The sequence below is a fragment of the Flavobacterium sp. genome (genome assembly GCF_040379285.1).
Lineage (GTDB): Bacteria > Bacteroidota > Bacteroidia > Flavobacteriales > Flavobacteriaceae > Flavobacterium.
The window spans coordinates 1-15,458 of the sequence record NZ_JBEILJ010000057.1; the positions used below are offsets into that span (position 1 = coordinate 1).

13 protein-coding genes and 1 pseudogene are annotated in these 15,458 nt (G+C 39.6%); 2 read left to right on the forward strand and 12 right to left on the reverse strand.

What is annotated here, in order from left to right; all coding sequences use genetic code 11:
* Window positions 1–976: 976 nt before the first annotated feature.
* The 9 genes from ABWO12_RS10495 to ABWO12_RS10535 form a co-directional block, all read right to left on the reverse strand.
* The gene (locus tag ABWO12_RS10495; RefSeq protein WP_353088872.1) at window positions 977–1,207 is read right to left on the reverse strand and encodes an HP1242/YdcH family protein; all 231 of its coding nucleotides are present in this window, start codon (window positions 1,205–1,207) and stop codon (window positions 977–979) included.
* Window positions 1,208–1,231: 24 nt separating this feature from the next.
* Entirely contained in the window at window positions 1,232–1,933 is a 702-nt protein-coding gene (locus tag ABWO12_RS10500; protein ID WP_353088873.1) for a sulfite exporter TauE/SafE family protein, read from the reverse strand.
* 3 nt (window positions 1,934–1,936) lie between these two features.
* Complete coding sequence (locus ABWO12_RS10505) at window positions 1,937–2,383, reverse strand: FixH family protein (protein ID WP_353088874.1); 447 nt, start codon at window positions 2,381–2,383, stop codon at window positions 1,937–1,939.
* Window positions 2,384–2,564: 181 nt separating this feature from the next.
* Window positions 2,565–3,989, reverse strand: a complete 1,425-nt coding sequence (ccoG, locus tag ABWO12_RS10510) for a cytochrome c oxidase accessory protein CcoG (RefSeq protein WP_353088875.1) — start codon at window positions 3,987–3,989, stop codon at window positions 2,565–2,567.
* 59 nt (window positions 3,990–4,048) lie between these two features.
* Window positions 4,049–4,984, reverse strand: coding sequence for a cbb3-type cytochrome c oxidase N-terminal domain-containing protein (locus tag ABWO12_RS10515; RefSeq protein ID WP_353088876.1), 936 nt, complete (start codon window positions 4,982–4,984; stop codon window positions 4,049–4,051).
* Window positions 4,984–5,181 carry a CcoQ/FixQ family Cbb3-type cytochrome c oxidase assembly chaperone gene (locus ABWO12_RS10520; protein WP_353088877.1) on the reverse strand — a complete coding sequence of 66 codons (198 nt, stop codon included), beginning with the start codon at window positions 5,179–5,181 and terminating at the stop codon, window positions 4,984–4,986. The genes ABWO12_RS10515 and ABWO12_RS10520 overlap by 1 nt, the downstream gene beginning before the upstream one ends.
* A gap of 5 nt (window positions 5,182–5,186) precedes the next feature.
* Complete coding sequence (gene ccoN / locus ABWO12_RS10525; RefSeq protein WP_353088878.1) at window positions 5,187–7,364, reverse strand: cytochrome-c oxidase, cbb3-type subunit I; 2,178 nt, start codon at window positions 7,362–7,364, stop codon at window positions 5,187–5,189.
* A gap of 2 nt (window positions 7,365–7,366) precedes the next feature.
* On the reverse strand, window positions 7,367–7,561 hold the full coding sequence (gene ccoS / locus ABWO12_RS10530) for a cbb3-type cytochrome oxidase assembly protein CcoS (RefSeq protein WP_353088879.1): 195 nt from the start codon (window positions 7,559–7,561) through the stop codon (window positions 7,367–7,369).
* Window positions 7,562–7,619: 58 nt separating this feature from the next.
* Window positions 7,620–10,034, reverse strand: coding sequence for a heavy metal translocating P-type ATPase (locus tag ABWO12_RS10535; protein ID WP_353088880.1), 2,415 nt, complete (start codon window positions 10,032–10,034; stop codon window positions 7,620–7,622).
* 123 nt (window positions 10,035–10,157) lie between these two features.
* Here ABWO12_RS10535 and ABWO12_RS10540 point away from each other — a divergent pair, with 123 nt between their 5' ends.
* Both ABWO12_RS10540 and ABWO12_RS10545 read left to right on the forward strand, forming a co-directional pair.
* Window positions 10,158–10,838, forward strand: a complete 681-nt coding sequence (locus tag ABWO12_RS10540) for a Crp/Fnr family transcriptional regulator (protein WP_288041466.1) — start codon at window positions 10,158–10,160, stop codon at window positions 10,836–10,838.
* 127 nt (window positions 10,839–10,965) lie between these two features.
* On the forward strand, window positions 10,966–11,349 hold the full coding sequence (locus ABWO12_RS10545) for a hypothetical protein (protein WP_353088881.1): 384 nt from the start codon (window positions 10,966–10,968) through the stop codon (window positions 11,347–11,349).
* Between the two features lie 145 nt (window positions 11,350–11,494).
* Here the strand turns inward: ABWO12_RS10545 and ABWO12_RS10550 are convergent, their stop codons facing one another.
* The 3 genes and pseudogenes from ABWO12_RS10550 to ABWO12_RS10560 form a co-directional block, all read right to left on the reverse strand.
* Window positions 11,495–12,784, reverse strand: coding sequence for an HlyD family secretion protein (locus tag ABWO12_RS10550; protein ID WP_353088882.1), 1,290 nt, complete (start codon window positions 12,782–12,784; stop codon window positions 11,495–11,497).
* A gap of 3 nt (window positions 12,785–12,787) precedes the next feature.
* A pseudogene (locus ABWO12_RS10555) lies at window positions 12,788–14,981 on the reverse strand (peptidase domain-containing ABC transporter).
* Entirely contained in the window at window positions 14,974–15,312 is a 339-nt protein-coding gene (locus ABWO12_RS10560) for a hypothetical protein (protein ID WP_353088883.1), read from the reverse strand. The pseudogene ABWO12_RS10555 and the gene ABWO12_RS10560 overlap by 8 nt, the downstream one beginning before the upstream one ends.
* Between the last annotated feature and the right edge of the window lie 146 nt (window positions 15,313–15,458).

The following is a 15,458-nucleotide window of genomic DNA, read 5'->3' on the forward strand; positions in this document are numbered from 1 at the left end:
ACTCTTCTACAGAAAGCCAGCTCAGGGGCTCAGAGGCTCAGCTTCTTAGAAGCTTTTAAAATGTTTCAAGTTTCAGGTTTCAGGTTTCAGGTTGTGTTTGGTGGAAAAGTGTAATCCAACTGCTAGTGAACTAACTCTTCTACAGGAAGCCAGCTCAGGAGCTCAGAGGCTCAGCTTCTCAGAAGCTTTTTTAAGATTCCGAGTAAAAATCCACAAAATCGTATTACACAACATACAATCTATTATTCAGCAATAACATCCGCTTTCGCTTTTTGTTTTCGAAAGGACCAATGATCAAGTTTCCCAGACAAGAGTAACACGAGCCAATAACCCCATCCGAAAAAAAGGGCAAAATAAAAATTAGAGCCAAAAAAATCGCTACCACGGAAGTACGAGGCTATCAAGTTGACTGTGCCTGATATAAAACAACATAAAAAAAGAAAAAGCAGTTTGTTGGATAGGTTTTTCATAACTATTAGGCTTTGATGTAATAGGCAACTTTTAATTGAAATTTGTACATACATTACACTAAACATTCCAATGCTTGCTGAATGAAATGAAATAGAACAATACCAGGTTGATAGTTTAGAAATTTTCCAGTTCCACTTATTCTCATGAATTTTTTAATCATTATTGACAATTTAAAGAATTACCTTTTATACACGGGTTGACTAAGAATGTTGGCTAACGTTTCGCTAAGTACAAATCCCCCGCAAAATAAAAAATATTCTACAATTCCCACTAGGGTTTTTCCTATTTTGGGGAGGGTTTTTTCCGTATAGTGACTTGTTATGAAATTTTAAATTATAAATTTTAAATTATAAATTGGTTTTCAGCTCACGTCATATGACTGATGACTGATGACTGATGACTTACGACTTACAACCAGACATTCATTCAAAATTTAAAACAACACCATTTATAATAACCCAAAAAGCACGCCTCCCAGCGTGCTTTTCATTCTAAACCCAAAAAATTACGTTTGCAAGCGACGGTAAAGGTCGTCTTTCAAATGGAGTAATTTTGCTTTTAACACATGGGCGTGTTCGTCTGTAACAACTTCTTCGCTCGTGTTGATGCGGTGAATTTGATGCTCCAATTCGTCGTAAGCATCAAATAATTTGCGAAAATGAACATCGCTCACTTTCAACGCGTGAATGCGGTCGGCGAGTTCGGGAAATTCGTGTAGTAAACTATGTCGTTCCATACCTATTGATTTTTAGTGTTAGATTTAATGACAATTGGCTTGGGCTTGCACCCATAGCGAAGTAGTTGTGGGCGAAAGATAAGGGATGCCCAATCCCATGCCGCGAACAATAAACAAGACGCCTATACCTACCGCCACAACGGGAATGAGTTGCTGCAAACACTGCCGCACGGGAACCGTAATCCACGATTGGGCATACACTACAAGACTCATCAACGGCATTGTCCCCAAACCGTACATAAGCATATAGCCCACACTTTCGGTAAGTCGCGGCATCGCCAAGGCGCCAAACAGAGCGGCATACACCATTCCACAGGGCAAAAACCCGTTCAAGAGTCCGATGGTAAACAACGCATCGGGGGATTTACGCTTAAACTGTTGCCCCAAATGACTTTTGACCGCTGCAATGGCACGGTAAACGGGTTGTGAAAAATTGTATCGGGCAAAGACCTTTTCGGGAATCAATGCGATGGCAATCATTAAAATCCCAACCACGATGGACAGTTGCTGTTGCATTCCGGCGAGGTAAAACCCACGCCCGAGGAGTCCAAACACGAGGCCCAGCACCCCATACGCGGTCAATCGACCCAAGTGATACAATAGAATTTGCAAGGCTTTACGGGACGTATTGGCACGATCGACAGGCAAAAGCAAGGCAATGGGTCCGCACATACCGATACAGTGCAAACTGCTGATAATTCCGAGAAATAAGGCCGCGATCAACATGGGTTAAAAAAATACGGTTTGCTTGCTAATATATCCTTTACCTTCGTAAGTCCAATGAATGGAAATGTCCCAACGACCGTCTGCCAAAGCGCTTTTAGGTATGAGCAAATGTGGACTGGATAACGAAATCGGAATTTCGAAATCGAGCTTTTGACTAGACGGTCTGTAAAAGGACACTTTTCCGCTAATTTTTGTACAATCAAACGAGGATGGAAAAGCCACCTCAATGCCTTCGGGCGTTTTGGTGCATACCACTTTCTCGTGAAGACCCAAAGCATTGTTCTCGCGTTCTAAATCCCGCTCGAAGGTCTGCTCTTTCAAATAATATTTTTCAACTACCAATTCGTTGTCGTATTTTGAATTGGACTGCACGCGAAATACAAAGAATAAGATAAAACTCATAAAGAGTATAAACGCGATGACAATTCCGGTTCCCCAATTTATTTTCATGGTGTTTTGTTTTTAGTGATTAGTGACCTGCCTATGCCGGCAGGCAGGCTAGTGACTAGTTGATTAGTAGCTCCTTACTCCAAAGAGGAATACTTTCTAATAAAGTGAACACTGATAATTCCATTCTGCTATAATTCTGATCACTGTATACTGTACTGTAAACTGCGACTGCGACTACCAACTAATTAAACCTCCTCGGTCCGTTAAAATTCGCAGTGGTCGATTCAATCCGTTCATTTCCTTCATATACCTCGATTTTCAACACGAGTTTTTCATCGTGAAGCAAACGTTCGGGGATTTTGATAAACAAGGTCGCTTCGCCAAGCGCATCCGCGGGAACTTTCAGTGAAGTAGCCCCCACCAGTTGAATGACGCCTTCGGAAGGATCGACCAACTTGAACGTGACCTTTTTAAAATCGGTGGTGGTTTTGTTGACCACTTTGCAATTGTAAATGTTGACAATCGTATCTTTTTCTTGCAAAAACAACTGCCCTGGTGCTGATAATATCGTAGCTTCAACTTGATTTCGCAAAAAAAGCATACCGATAAAAATCCCAGTAAGGATTGCCAATACCGCTGCATACCCTTTCATGCGAAGCGTAAACTTAAACGGCTCCTTTTTGTTGATCTCGTCTTCGCTGGCATAGCGAATCAAACCTTTGGGCAATCCCACACGCTCCATAATCGTATCACATTCATCGATACAAGCGGTGCAATTCACACATTCGAGCTGTGTTCCGTTGCGAATATCAATGCCCGTTGGACATACATGGATACAGGCTTTACAATCGATACAATCGCCTTTACCCACCGCAGCACGGTCTTCGTCTTTGACATATTTGGCACGTCCCGATGCCCCTTCGCCCCGCACGTGATCGTAGGCTACATTGATTGATTTATTGTCCAACAACACGCCTTGTAAACGTCCGTACGGACAAGCGATAATGCATACCTGCTCGCGAAACCAAGCGTAGATAAAATAAAATACCGCCGAGAAAATCAATACTGCAATGAGCGTTGACGTATTGTGCGTAGGACCTTCTTTGATAAAAGCGATAACGGTATCACTGCCTTTCAAATAGGCCAAAAACACATTGGCAATGGCAAATGAAATCAGGTAAAACACGATCCATTTCGTAACGCGTTTCCGTATTTTCTCGCCATCCCACTCTTGCTTCGCCAGACGAATTTGCTGGTTACGGTCGCCTTCAATCCAATATTCAATACGGCGAAACACCATTTCCATAAATATCGTTTGGGGACAAAACCATCCGCAAAAAATTCGCCCAAAAGCCACCGTAAAAAGGGCCAATCCCACTACCCCAATGATCATTGAAATCACAAACAGGTGAAAGTCTTGGGGCCAAAACGGGAATCCGAAAATATTGAAGCGACGTTCAAGAACGTTGAAGAGCAAAAATTGGTGGCCGTTGATTTTTACAAACGGCGCTCCGAAGAGAAACACCAACAAGAAATAACTTACTATTTTTCTGCGGTCGTAATACCGTCCCACAGGTTTTTTGGGAAAAATAAAGGCGCGTTTTCCTTTTTGATCGATAGTAGCTATCGTATCGCGGAAACTGTCGTCATGCAACGGACTGGCCATGATAATAAGGGTTTGGGTTTAGCAATTGGGTCCCGCGTCGCCTTGGGACCCGTGAATGATTATTTTGAGCTAGGAATTGAATCCACAGGCTTGGAAGCATCGACTGTGGGAGCAGCATCGTCTTTCCATACATCGCCTTCGGCTGGCTTGGCGCCCGCAGGTTTTGTCCCCTGCAAACTCCAAACATAACTAGCCACTTTTTGAACATCTTTGGCATCCAACGTTTTCCCCCAAGCGGCCATCGTGGGATTACGTAGGCTACCGTCGTGAATGACTTTGAATACATTCTTGATACCGCCGCCGTTCAACCAATGGGCATCGGCAAGATTGGGTCCTACCAATCCACCGCCTTGGGGTCCGTGACAAGCAGCGCACACATTTTTATAAATTTCTTGCCCTTTCGACAAACTGGCAGGATCGGTTAAAGCGGTAACTTGATCAAGTGAAATCGTCTCTTTGGGACTGTTGCCTTTGAATTTCAACATTTCCTCTTCGGCGAGAGCTACTTCAGTTTCAAACTCTTGGGCTTGATTTTCACCGCCAAAGAAGTGGTAGCGCACCAAGTAAAAACCTGCAAAAATGATGGTCACATAAAAAAGATACACCCACCACGGAGGCAATACATTATCGAGTTCGCGAATACCATCGTAGTCGTGATCGAGCATGACATCGGCTTCTTGCTCCACTGCTTTCGAACGGGTGAGCTTCGACATCCAATGTTGGTACCATTGGCTATCCACAAATGAAAGGGATTGCGCCTCCTCGAGCTGTTTCTTTTGCTCCTCGGTCAATAAATGATAGGTGACTTTATCTACGGCACTTACTACAATTTCGATGGCGACCAAAAGGAAAAGAAAAACCGCCAAAAACAAGGCTACCATGGGATACTTCACAAAAGCCGGTCTATCGCCCGAATCGATGAAATACTCCAATGCGACCAGCACGATGGCAAAGAGTAAGGGCACGCGTACGTAGGATGGAAATAATTTTTTCATTAGAAATTATGTTTTTCAGTTAGTGATTCCTCATCGTTTAAAGGGAGATTGCTCACGGTATTCAGAGTTTCCTTGCTGTAGGTCATGGCCCAAACGGTAAACAACACAAAGGCAGTAAAGAAAATCGAAAGGGAAATAATCGGGTAAATCTCTACCCCAGCAATCGTTTCCAAATTATGTTTTACAAACTTCAACATGACGATTAAGGTTTAGGTTTAGCTGCGGTATCCGTGCCCAAGCGTTGTAAATAAGCAATCAAGGCAATAATTTCACGATCCTTCAGCGGAACATTGGTTTCTGTTCCAAATGATTTTTGGATTTGCGAATCCTTCATCAAACTCGCTTCAATCTTTTTGGCTTGCGCTTCCATTTGTTGGGGCGCATTGGCAATGTCTTCTGGAGAATAGGGTACTCCTAAAGAAACCATAGCTTCCATTTTTTTCTGGGTCAAATGGGTATCCAATTTGTCGTGAATCAACCACTGGTAACGCGGCATAATCGAACCCGAAGAAATACTTTGGGGATCATACATGTGATTGAAATGCCACACATCGGGACGTCCACCGTTAAATGGTTTACCCGTTACGCCTTCGCGGTGCAAATCGGGACCCGTACGTTTTGAACCCCACAAGAAGGGATGATCGTACACATATTCACCCGATTTGGAGTAGTCGCCATAACGTTCAACTTCGGAGCGGAACGGACGAATTAATTGCGAGTGACAGCTTACACAACCTTCACGGATGTACAAATCACGTCCTTCTAATTCCAACGGCGTATAGGGTTTTACAGCGGCTATGGTAGGAATATTGGACTCAACGAAAATGGTTGGTAAAATTTGCACCACACCTCCAATTAAAATGGCCAAAGTGGTGTAGAGTGAAAATTTAACCGGTTTGCGTTCCAACCAAGCGTGCCAGCTTTCGCCTTTCAATCGGTTGGAACTGATGGGTGCTAAGGCAGGAGCTTCCGCAAAATCGTCGGCCACGCCAGCACCTTTGCGAACGGTCATCACAATGTTGTACACCAACACAAAAACCCCAATTAAATATAAGGTTCCCCCAATAGCGCGCATCCAATACATCGGCATCAATTGCGTCACTGTTTCCAAGAAGTTTCCATATTGTAAGGCACTCCCATCGGGTTTAAATTGTTTCCACAAGGACGCTTGAGTGAATCCAGAAACGTACATCGGTAAAGCATAGAAAATGATTCCTAAGGTGCCAATCCAAAAGTGGAAATTGGCCAATTTTTCAGAGAATAACTTGTTTTTGGTCAATCGAGGAACCAACCAATAGAACATCCCAAAAGACAAGAATCCATTCCAAGCCAAAGCCCCCACGTGAACGTGTGCAATGATCCAATCGGTAAAGTGGGCAATCGCATTTACATTTTTCAAGGAAAGCATCGGCCCTTCAAAAGTAGCCATCCCATAGCCCGTAATCGCCACTACAAAGAATTTCAACACCGCATCGGTACGTACTTTATCCCAAACACCGCGAAGGGTCAATAATCCATTGATCATCCCTCCCCAAGAAGGCGCAATCAACATTACTGAGAATACTACCCCAAGGTTTTGCGCCCAATCGGGTAACGCAGAATATAATAAGTGGTGAGGGCCCGCCCAGATATAAATAAAAATCAACGACCAAAAGTGAATAATGGACAAACGGTAGGAATACACCGGACGGTTGGCCGCTTTCGGAACAAAGTAGTACATCATTCCTAAAAAGGGTGTGGTCAAGAAAAACGCCACTGCATTGTGACCGTACCACCATTGTACTAAGGCATCTTGTACCCCCGCGTACACGGAATACGATTTTAAACCGGCAACGGGTAATTCCAAACTGTTGAAAATGTGAAGCACCGCAACGGTAACAAAGGTGGCGATGTAAAACCAAATGGCGACATAAATGTGACGCTCCCTTCGTTTGATAATGGTTCCAATCATATTAATTCCAAAAACAACCCAAATCAGGGCAATGACTATATCAATCGGCCATTCCAACTCGGCATATTCTTTAGAAGTCGTGTATCCTAACGGTAAGGTAATGGCGGCCGCTACGATAATCAATTGCCAGCCCCAAAAATGAATTTTGCTCAATACATCGCTAAACATGCGGGCTTTTAGCAAGCGTTGCATCGAGTAATACACCCCCGCAAACATGGCATTGCCCACAAAGGCAAAAATCACCGCATTGGTATGCAACGGGCGAAGTCTACCAAAACTCAAAAAAGAGACACCATTCGTTAGGTTAGGGAACATAAAGAGGAACGCTAGAAGCAATCCGACGAGCATCCCTACCACCCCAAAAACGATACTGGCATAGATGAAATTTCGAACAATCTTGTTGTCGTAATGAAATTGTTGCATTTCCATAATTATTGTTTTTCTTCGGTTATATTTAATTGATTTTTGTTTTTCGTTGTGTTGATGATTTCATCGTCAAATAACATACGCACCGACGGTGTATAATCGTCGTCGTATTGACCGGATTGTACCGCTTTGATAAAGGCCACTAAGAAAAAAACGGCCACGATGATACTGATACTGATTAAAAAATAAATGACACTCATACCTTAAATTTGTGTTAACAAAGTTAGATTCACCCCTTGGCTTATAACATGACATTTATCATTCGGCCGGATTTTTCACTGTTTTTTTCGTCTCAAAAAACCGTTCACGAGCATACGCATTGCTCATCAAGGTGACAAAACTCACAATGGTAATTGTACTCAAAGGCATAATAATCGCCGCCACGATGGGCAACAAGTTTCCCGTTATGGCATACGTCAATCCCACGACATTGTATAAGAGTGAAATCGCAAAACTCATGTAGATGATTTTCATCGCATTGCGTGAATACTGCATGAAATAGCCGATTTTCGAAAACTGAGACGCATCCAATATCCCATCGCAGGCGGGAGAAAATACATTCACATTCTCTGAAATCGAAATTCCCACATTACTCTGGGCCAAAGCACCGGCATCGTTCAGCCCATCCCCTACCATCATGACGTTATTACCTTCTTGTTGCAAAGCCTCGATATAGGCCAACTTCGCTTCGGGTTTTTGGTTGAACACCAACGTAGTTCCCGCGGGCAACATTTTCTCCAAAATCTTTCGCTCTCCATCGTTGTCGCCCGAGAGCACTACCAAATGATAGGATGCACTCAACCGTTCAAACAAAGCCTCCAAGCCTTCACGGTATTGGTTGTTGAACACATAACTGCCTTTGTAAACGCCATCAATTTCAACATGCACTTTGGTTTTTTTGTGGGTGTTTTCACTGAGATACTGTAAAAACTGAGACGAACCCAATTTGACCGAATGACCTTCCACCGTAGCAAATACCCCTTTGCCCGTCACTTCTTCAAAATGGGTGACCGTGGCTTTCTCTTGAAGTGGTAGATACTCGTAAAGCCTACGACTCAAGGGGTGATTGGAGCCGCGAAGAGTATTTTTCAACAACCAAAGTTCGTGCGCGTCGAGTGCTCTCCCTTCATAGGTTATCGCTGTTTTCTTGTTGGTGGTAATGGTTCCCGTTTTATCAAAAACAATCGTATCGACTTGTGCCATTTGTTCAATCACCTGGGCATTTTTTAAATACAACAGTTGTCTTCCAAAAATCCGCAAGACATTCCCCAACGTAAAAGGAGCCGTCAAGGCCAAAGCACAAGGACATGCTACAATTAAAATGGCGGTGAACACATTGAAAGCGGTATCGGTATCGATGAAAATCCAATAGCCAAAAGACACCAACGCCAACAGCAATAAGGCAGGCGTAAAATAATGGCTGATGCGGTCGGTGATGTTTTTGTGTTTGGAATGTAATTTCTTTTGAAACACATCATTGCTCCACAATTGGGTGAGGTAACTTTGAGAAACCGAGAACAAGACTTCCATTTCGATGACTTTGCCCAGCTGTTTGCCGCCGGCGTAGATTTTATCGCCCGACTTTTTTTCGATAGGAACCGCCTCGCCAGTGACAAAACTGTAATCAATAGCCGCTTTTTCTGAGATCAAAATACCATCTACGGGAATTAATTCTTGATTGCGAATCAACAAGCGATCGCCCTTTTCAATGGCATAGACTTGTACGGGTTCTTCGGTGCCTTTGGGACTAATTTTGGTCACCGCAATGGGGAAATACGACTTATAATCGCGTTCAAAAGAGAGGAAGTTGTAGGTTTTTTGCTGAAACAATTTCCCCAACAACATGAAGAAAATCAGCCCGCACATGCTGTCAAAAAAACCTTGGCCATAATCCATCACAATATCGACCGTACTGCGCACAAACATGACAATGATGCCCAAGGCAATCGGAATTTCGATATTGAGCATTTTGGCACGGATACTTTTCCATGCTGAAACATAATACCCACTGGCCGAATACAACAAAGGCGGCAACGACAAAAAGAAAATCAACCAGCGAAAAAAGCCGCGGTATTGATTGATCCAAAATTCTTCGACTTCAAAATACTCGGGAAACGACAAAAGCATAATGTTGCCAAAAGAAAAGAAGGCCACCCCGATTTTGTAGATTAACGAGCGGTCGATTTTGTGTTTTTCCCCTTCGTAATTTTCCAAACTGATGTAGGGTTCATAGCCAATCGAACAGAGTAATTCGACCAAGGATTTAAGAGAAAACTTTTGGGGATCAAAGGAGATGCGAACTTTTTTGGCGGGAAAGTTTACCTGCGCGCTGCCAATACCCGAGTGTAACTTGTGTAGATTTTCCAAAATCCAAATACACGAACTGCAGTGAATATGCGGTAGGTACAGTGAAACAATTTGGGTTGAAGCTTCTTCAAATTCGAGTAATTTGCTGACGATGGTGGCGTCGGTTAAAAAATCATATTTTCCATTAATGTCCGCGGGAGTGGCCCCGGGTGCGGCTTGAAAATCATAGTAGCACATGAGATTGTTTTGACGAAAGATTTCGTAAACCGTTTTACAACCGGTGCAACAGAATTCTTTTTCCTCAAAAACAAGTACGTCCTTGTCTTGAATTGTTAAGCCACAATGATAACAATGCATTGTGTCCATAATTTGCTCATTTTTTACCTGTAACAAAGGTCACACAACCGCTTTTTGTAAAATATGATATTTGTCATGCGAATATTTTCTACATTTGAAAAACAAAGAACAAAAACAAAAAAACACACTCTTATGGGGAAATGTGAACAGTGCATCGTACGGGAATTCAGCTCCCTGAAAGCACTTACCAAAGACGAACTCCTGCACATGGCGGAGTGTAAAGCGTCGTACACCATTAAGAAAGGTGCGGCAATTTTTGAAGAAGGCGAAAGTATTAATGGGGTCTATTGCATCAAAGAAGGCATCTGTAAAATGTCGAAACTGAGTTCCAACGGGAAAGACCAGATTGTCAAACTCGTCAAACCGGGCGAACTCCTCGGACAGCGTTCGTTGATTAGTGAAGAACCTGCCAATTTAAGTGCCGTAGCGCTCGAAGACATGCAAGTGTGCTTCATCCCAAAATCGGAAATCATATCGTTTTTCAACAAAAACAACAATTTCTCGATGAATATGATGCGTACTATTTGTGGCGACTTGCGCGAGGCCGACGATCACATGGTGACCCTAGCGCAAAAAACGGTCAAAGAACGCTTGGCCGAAACCTTATTGTACCTCGAAGATAATTTTGGTAAAAACAACGACGGCACCTTGCGCATTCAGCTCTCCCGTGAAGAACTCGCAGGCATGATTGGCACGGCTACAGAGAGTTGCATACGCCTTTTATCAGAACTTAACAAGCTAGGGTATATCGAATTAATCGGCAAAAAAATCGCTTTGAAAGAACGCCAAAAACTCAAGCGAATGGCTGAGTAAATGACGTACGTTTTTTGGGTGGGTTGTTGATTTAAAATTTGGGTTTCAGGTTTATTCCGCTTCGCTCCATCAGTCGGCTAAAGCCTCGTGTCAGGTTTCAGGTTTTAGTTTTCCTTTAACAAAGCCAATGGACGAAAAAGCGAATGGTGTTTTATTGATTCGTAAAGTCAACTATGACCAACATGCTTTTACACATTTTTTGAATGCTATTCCAGCTCTTCATTTCAACCTGCGGACCTGTAGTCAAGGTTCTCACAGCCTGCAACGTGATATTGTAAGTCATACGATAGCATCTCGATTCGCTCTCATTTGGCATGAAAAACTAGGTCCTATTTCCCGGGCTTTTCATTTCAATTTGGACAAGGGTATGCACCAGTTATCAACTAAATATGAATGTGCTAGAGTATTTGAAAAGGCTTTATTTACCGTAGCGGCTAGCAATTTGATCTATCCAAATCTCCATAAATTTGCGAGGATTTTGAAGGTTTTGTATGGAAATCAGTTGAGATAAAGTTATCATTGTATACAGAAAAATACCAATTCCAAAACTGGCTTTTAAAAGTTTAAACATTACCATTTTAATTTAAGTTGTAAAAAATGTTTAGATATGTAAAGTGAAGCAAAAACTATTAAAGTTTATAACTTCAAAAAAGAGCTTAATTGGTTTGAGTAATACTTTTAAATTGATTAAAAACGCGTTCACTTAATCGCATATCTTTAGTTACGATTTCGGCTGTTCCAATCATCTCTTGCTGGAATTGGATGGATTTGTTGTATGAAGTCTTTAAATTTTTTGGTAAAGAAACATCAATTAAAAGATTACCCTCTTTATCAGGAGTTAATGAAATGGATTTTACTAGCCCTTTAATTACTCCATACTCACGATCGGGATAATTTGCTAAACGAATAATCACCTTTTGACCTTTTAAAATTTTACCCGAGTTTTGAGCAGAAGCTTTTACTTTGCCTAAAATTCCATTTTCTTGATTGGGAACAATAACAAAAACTTGATCTCCTGAATTTACAGTTTGATTAGGAGCCCAAAGTTGTAAGTACGATACTTTACCATTTATTGACGATCGAAAAACATAATTTAAATCCCATTCTTTAATTGCTTTTTTTAATGCGTAAAAAGATTGAATCAAGTTTCGTTCCAAGGAAACTTGTTCTTTACTCTCGTTAATCGAAGTCGATTTGGTAGTTCTATTCAATTCATTAATGGAGGACTTTAATGAAGAAATGGTACTTAATAAGCTTTTGTAGCTTTTCTCTTGAGTTAGTAAACTTAATTTGTGTTTTTCTAGTTCTTGAGCTGCAATAATCCCTTTGTTATACAACGTTTGATAGCGTTGATAGTCTGTTTTACTTAATTCAAGCTCACTCAGATGAATTTGTTTTTGAGACTCAAGAAGACTTAATCGTTCTCTCAATTGAATTGCCTCTAAACTTTGCGCACCTGCTTCTACTTTAAACGGTTGAAGTTTATCATTGAGCTTTCGAACCGAATACTCTCTTTGAAATAAAGCAAAATTTGTTTCAATATCCCCTAATTGAGCTGATTGTAGCTTTGAAAATGGAAAATAATCTTTTTGTATATCAAAAGTATCTACGATGCTTTTTAGGAGAAAGACATCTTTATAATTGGCACTATTTTCAATAACTGCTATTGGGGTGTTTTCAGTTACATTTGATTGGTCATCAACTAGTATTGTCTCAATTCTACCTGTGTTTTTTGCAATTAATTTTTGCGGTGGGATATTCGTTGTGATTACAATTTTGGTAGAAATTGTATCGGGGTACTTTATAAACCAGGAAGTGAAAATGAGCAAAATAATAACACCTAAAATAGTCATAGACCCCCATCGAATTAACCAATGTGGAACTTGTGTAAGAATTTCTTGTACTTCCTCACTTCTTAACTCAAAAGAGGTGCTCTTATCTACCATATACTAATTTCCTAATTGTAATTGATTTTTGACCAATTTATAATAGCTTCCTTTTAATTCTACAAGCTCTTTATGATTACCAACTTCAACAATTTTCCCTTTTTCTAAAACCACAATTTGATCTGCATTCATAACAGTGCTTAATCGGTGGGCAATAACGACAACTGTTTTATTTTTAAAGAAAATGTTAAGTTTCTCCATTATTTCTTTTTCATTATTTGCATCTAGTGCTGAAGTAGCTTCATCAAAAAATAACATTTCCGGATTTTTATATACAGCTCTCGCAATAAGTAACCGTTGTTTCTGTCCTGTGCTCATTCCAACTCCCTCCATTCCGATTTTTGTATTATAGCCCAAAGGATAATCTAAAATAAAATCTTTAATATTTGCAACATCAGAAGCATAAACCAAACGTTCTTTATCAATTACATTTACCCCAATGGCAATATTATTGGCAATAGTATCGCTAAAAATATAGCCCTCTTGCATTACTGTACCAACATGATTTCGCCAAGCTTTTTGGGTAATGTTTTTTAAATCAACGTTGCCAACTTTTATTTCTCCCTCTAGGGGTTCATAAAATTTTAACAGTAATTTCATTAAAGTTGTTTTACCACTACCACTTGAACCGACAATAGCTGTAATTTTATTGGCAGGTATGGTCAGGGTTAATCCATTCAAAACCATTGAATCCGACCCTAAATATCTAAAAGAAATATTTTTTAATTCAATATTTTCATTACAAGGAATATCTTTGGTTTGATTGTTTTCTTGCTCCAATTCATCTAACTTGTTATGAATTTCTGCAAGTCGAGCTAGTGAGATTTTAGCATCTTGAACCTCCCTAATAAAATTAATTAATTGAAGTACTGGAGCGTTAAGGCTTCCCACAATACTTGTTATAGCCATCATCATTCCCAAGGTTATTTGTCCATCAATTACTAATTTGGCGGATAGAAAAATTATAGTAATATTTTTAAGCTCATTAATAAAATTAGAACCGATGCTTTGACTTTGTTCCAAGATCAAACCTTTCATTGAAACTTTGAATAAGTGCGCTTGTATATACTCCCAGCCCCATCGCTTTTGTTTTTCAGCATTATGGAGTTTTATTTCTTGCATGCCATTGATTAATTCTATCACTTTACTTTGCTCTTGTGAGACCTCAGCAAATCGTTTGTAATCCAATTCTTTGCGTTTTTTTAGAAATAGTGTAACCCAAAGAAAATAGAAAATACTTCCAAGAGAAAAGACAAAGAATATTTTGAGTTTATAATAGGCCAATACTCCCCCCATGATTATCATATTTACTATAGAAAACAATACATTTAGTGAGGAGGTTGTCAAAATGCGCTCAATTCGATGATGATCATTGATGCGTTGCATAATATCTCCAGTCATCCTGACATCAAAGAAAGAGATGGGTAAATTCATTAATTTAATGAAAAAATCGGAGATGAGAGAAATACTAATCCGAGTAGAAAGGTGCAAAAGGATCCAATTCCTTACTACTTCTAAGGCAACATTTCCTAAAAATAAAAAGAGTTGAGCAAAAAGAATAAGATAAATGAAATGAATGTTTTGATGTTGAATCCCCACATCAACAATACTTTGGGTAAGAAACGGAAATAGTAATTGCAAAATACTTCCCGCAGTAAGGCCAAAGGCTAACTGGTAAATAAAAGATTTATAAGGTCTTAGGTGTTTGAATAATAAGTTAAATCCAAATGATTTATTATCTTCTTTATCAAATTTAGATTGATAAAAATTTGTTGTAGGTTCTAAAAGCAATGCTATTCCCTCATGTGTAGTTTCGTCAGAGTTAGCACCTATCCATGAATTTAGGAACTCTTTTTTTTCATAATTGATGTAACCATGTGCTGGGTCAGATATGAAAAAGAAATTTTTTTTTAATTTTATATAAAACCACAAAATGATTGCTATTCCAATGAAGCAAACAAGGTAATGGAGCTTCTTTAAGTTTTTCAAGGCTAATTTTTACCCCTAACGATTTTAAACCAATTTTTTCAGCAGCATCTGAGAGAGATAATAAGCACGATCCCTCTCTTGTTGTTTCAGAGAGTACTCGTAATGTTTGAATATTTAAAATATTACCGTAATGCTTTGCTATAATTTTTAAACAAGTTGCACCACAATCTTTAAAATCGGCTTGTCTGTAATTTGGAAATTTAGACATTTTCATTTAAAATTTCTTCATATTCAAGTAATTCATCAATAAAATACATAATGTCTTCCCTATCAAAAATATGGGGAAAAAGATAGTTATTAATTAAAATTTGAGGTGTATATGTTAATGCAAAACTCTTATTATCTTCAGCTAAATCAATTATACCAGTCATTTCTGTTTCGTAAATTAATGGGTTATACTTTTTTTTAAATTTATCAATATTATTTTCATTATGCCAGTAATTTAGGGCTTCAAACAACATTTTTTGACCTTGTTTTTTATATATATTTCTGAATGTAGAAATTAATACTGTTAAATTATCATTGGTATCATTTAACAAATAGTTAAATCTTAATTGTATTGAAATATTGGGATAATTTTTAATTATTTTTTTTTAGTACACGACAAAAAACATAATTGATTAAAAATCAATAAAATAAGTTCTTAAAAATTTTGACAAAAAGCTGATATTCAGTATATTAAAGA

What these genes read in the sequence shown, in the direction of transcription:
- ccoG (WP_353088875.1), bottom strand. Translation starts at nt 3,989, where the DNA reads ATGGCCAGTCCGTTGCATGACGACAGTTTCCGCGATACGATAGCTACT.
- ccoS (WP_353088879.1), bottom strand. Translation starts at nt 7,561, where the DNA reads ATGAGTGTCATTTATTTTTTAATCAGTATCAGTATCATCGTGGCCGTT.
- ccoN (WP_353088878.1), bottom strand. Translation starts at nt 7,364, where the DNA reads ATGGAAATGCAACAATTTCATTACGACAACAAGATTGTTCGAAATTTC.
- ABWO12_RS10540 (WP_288041466.1), top strand. Translation starts at nt 10,158, where the DNA reads ATGGGGAAATGTGAACAGTGCATCGTACGGGAATTCAGCTCCCTGAAA.
- ABWO12_RS10495 (WP_353088872.1), bottom strand. Translation starts at nt 1,207, where the DNA reads ATGGAACGACATAGTTTACTACACGAATTTCCCGAACTCGCCGACCGC.
- ABWO12_RS10545 (WP_353088881.1), top strand. Translation starts at nt 10,966, where the DNA reads ATGGACGAAAAAGCGAATGGTGTTTTATTGATTCGTAAAGTCAACTAT.
- ABWO12_RS10515 (WP_353088876.1), bottom strand. Translation starts at nt 4,984, where the DNA reads ATGAAAAAATTATTTCCATCCTACGTACGCGTGCCCTTACTCTTTGCC.
- ABWO12_RS10550 (WP_353088882.1), bottom strand. Translation starts at nt 12,784, where the DNA reads ATGGTAGATAAGAGCACCTCTTTTGAGTTAAGAAGTGAGGAAGTACAA.
- ABWO12_RS10500 (WP_353088873.1), bottom strand. Translation starts at nt 1,933, where the DNA reads ATGTTGATCGCGGCCTTATTTCTCGGAATTATCAGCAGTTTGCACTGT.
- ABWO12_RS10520 (WP_353088877.1), bottom strand. Translation starts at nt 5,181, where the DNA reads ATGTTGAAGTTTGTAAAACATAATTTGGAAACGATTGCTGGGGTAGAG.
- ABWO12_RS10505 (WP_353088874.1), bottom strand. Translation starts at nt 2,383, where the DNA reads ATGAAAATAAATTGGGGAACCGGAATTGTCATCGCGTTTATACTCTTT.
- ABWO12_RS10535 (WP_353088880.1), bottom strand. Translation starts at nt 10,034, where the DNA reads ATGGACACAATGCATTGTTATCATTGTGGCTTAACAATTCAAGACAAG.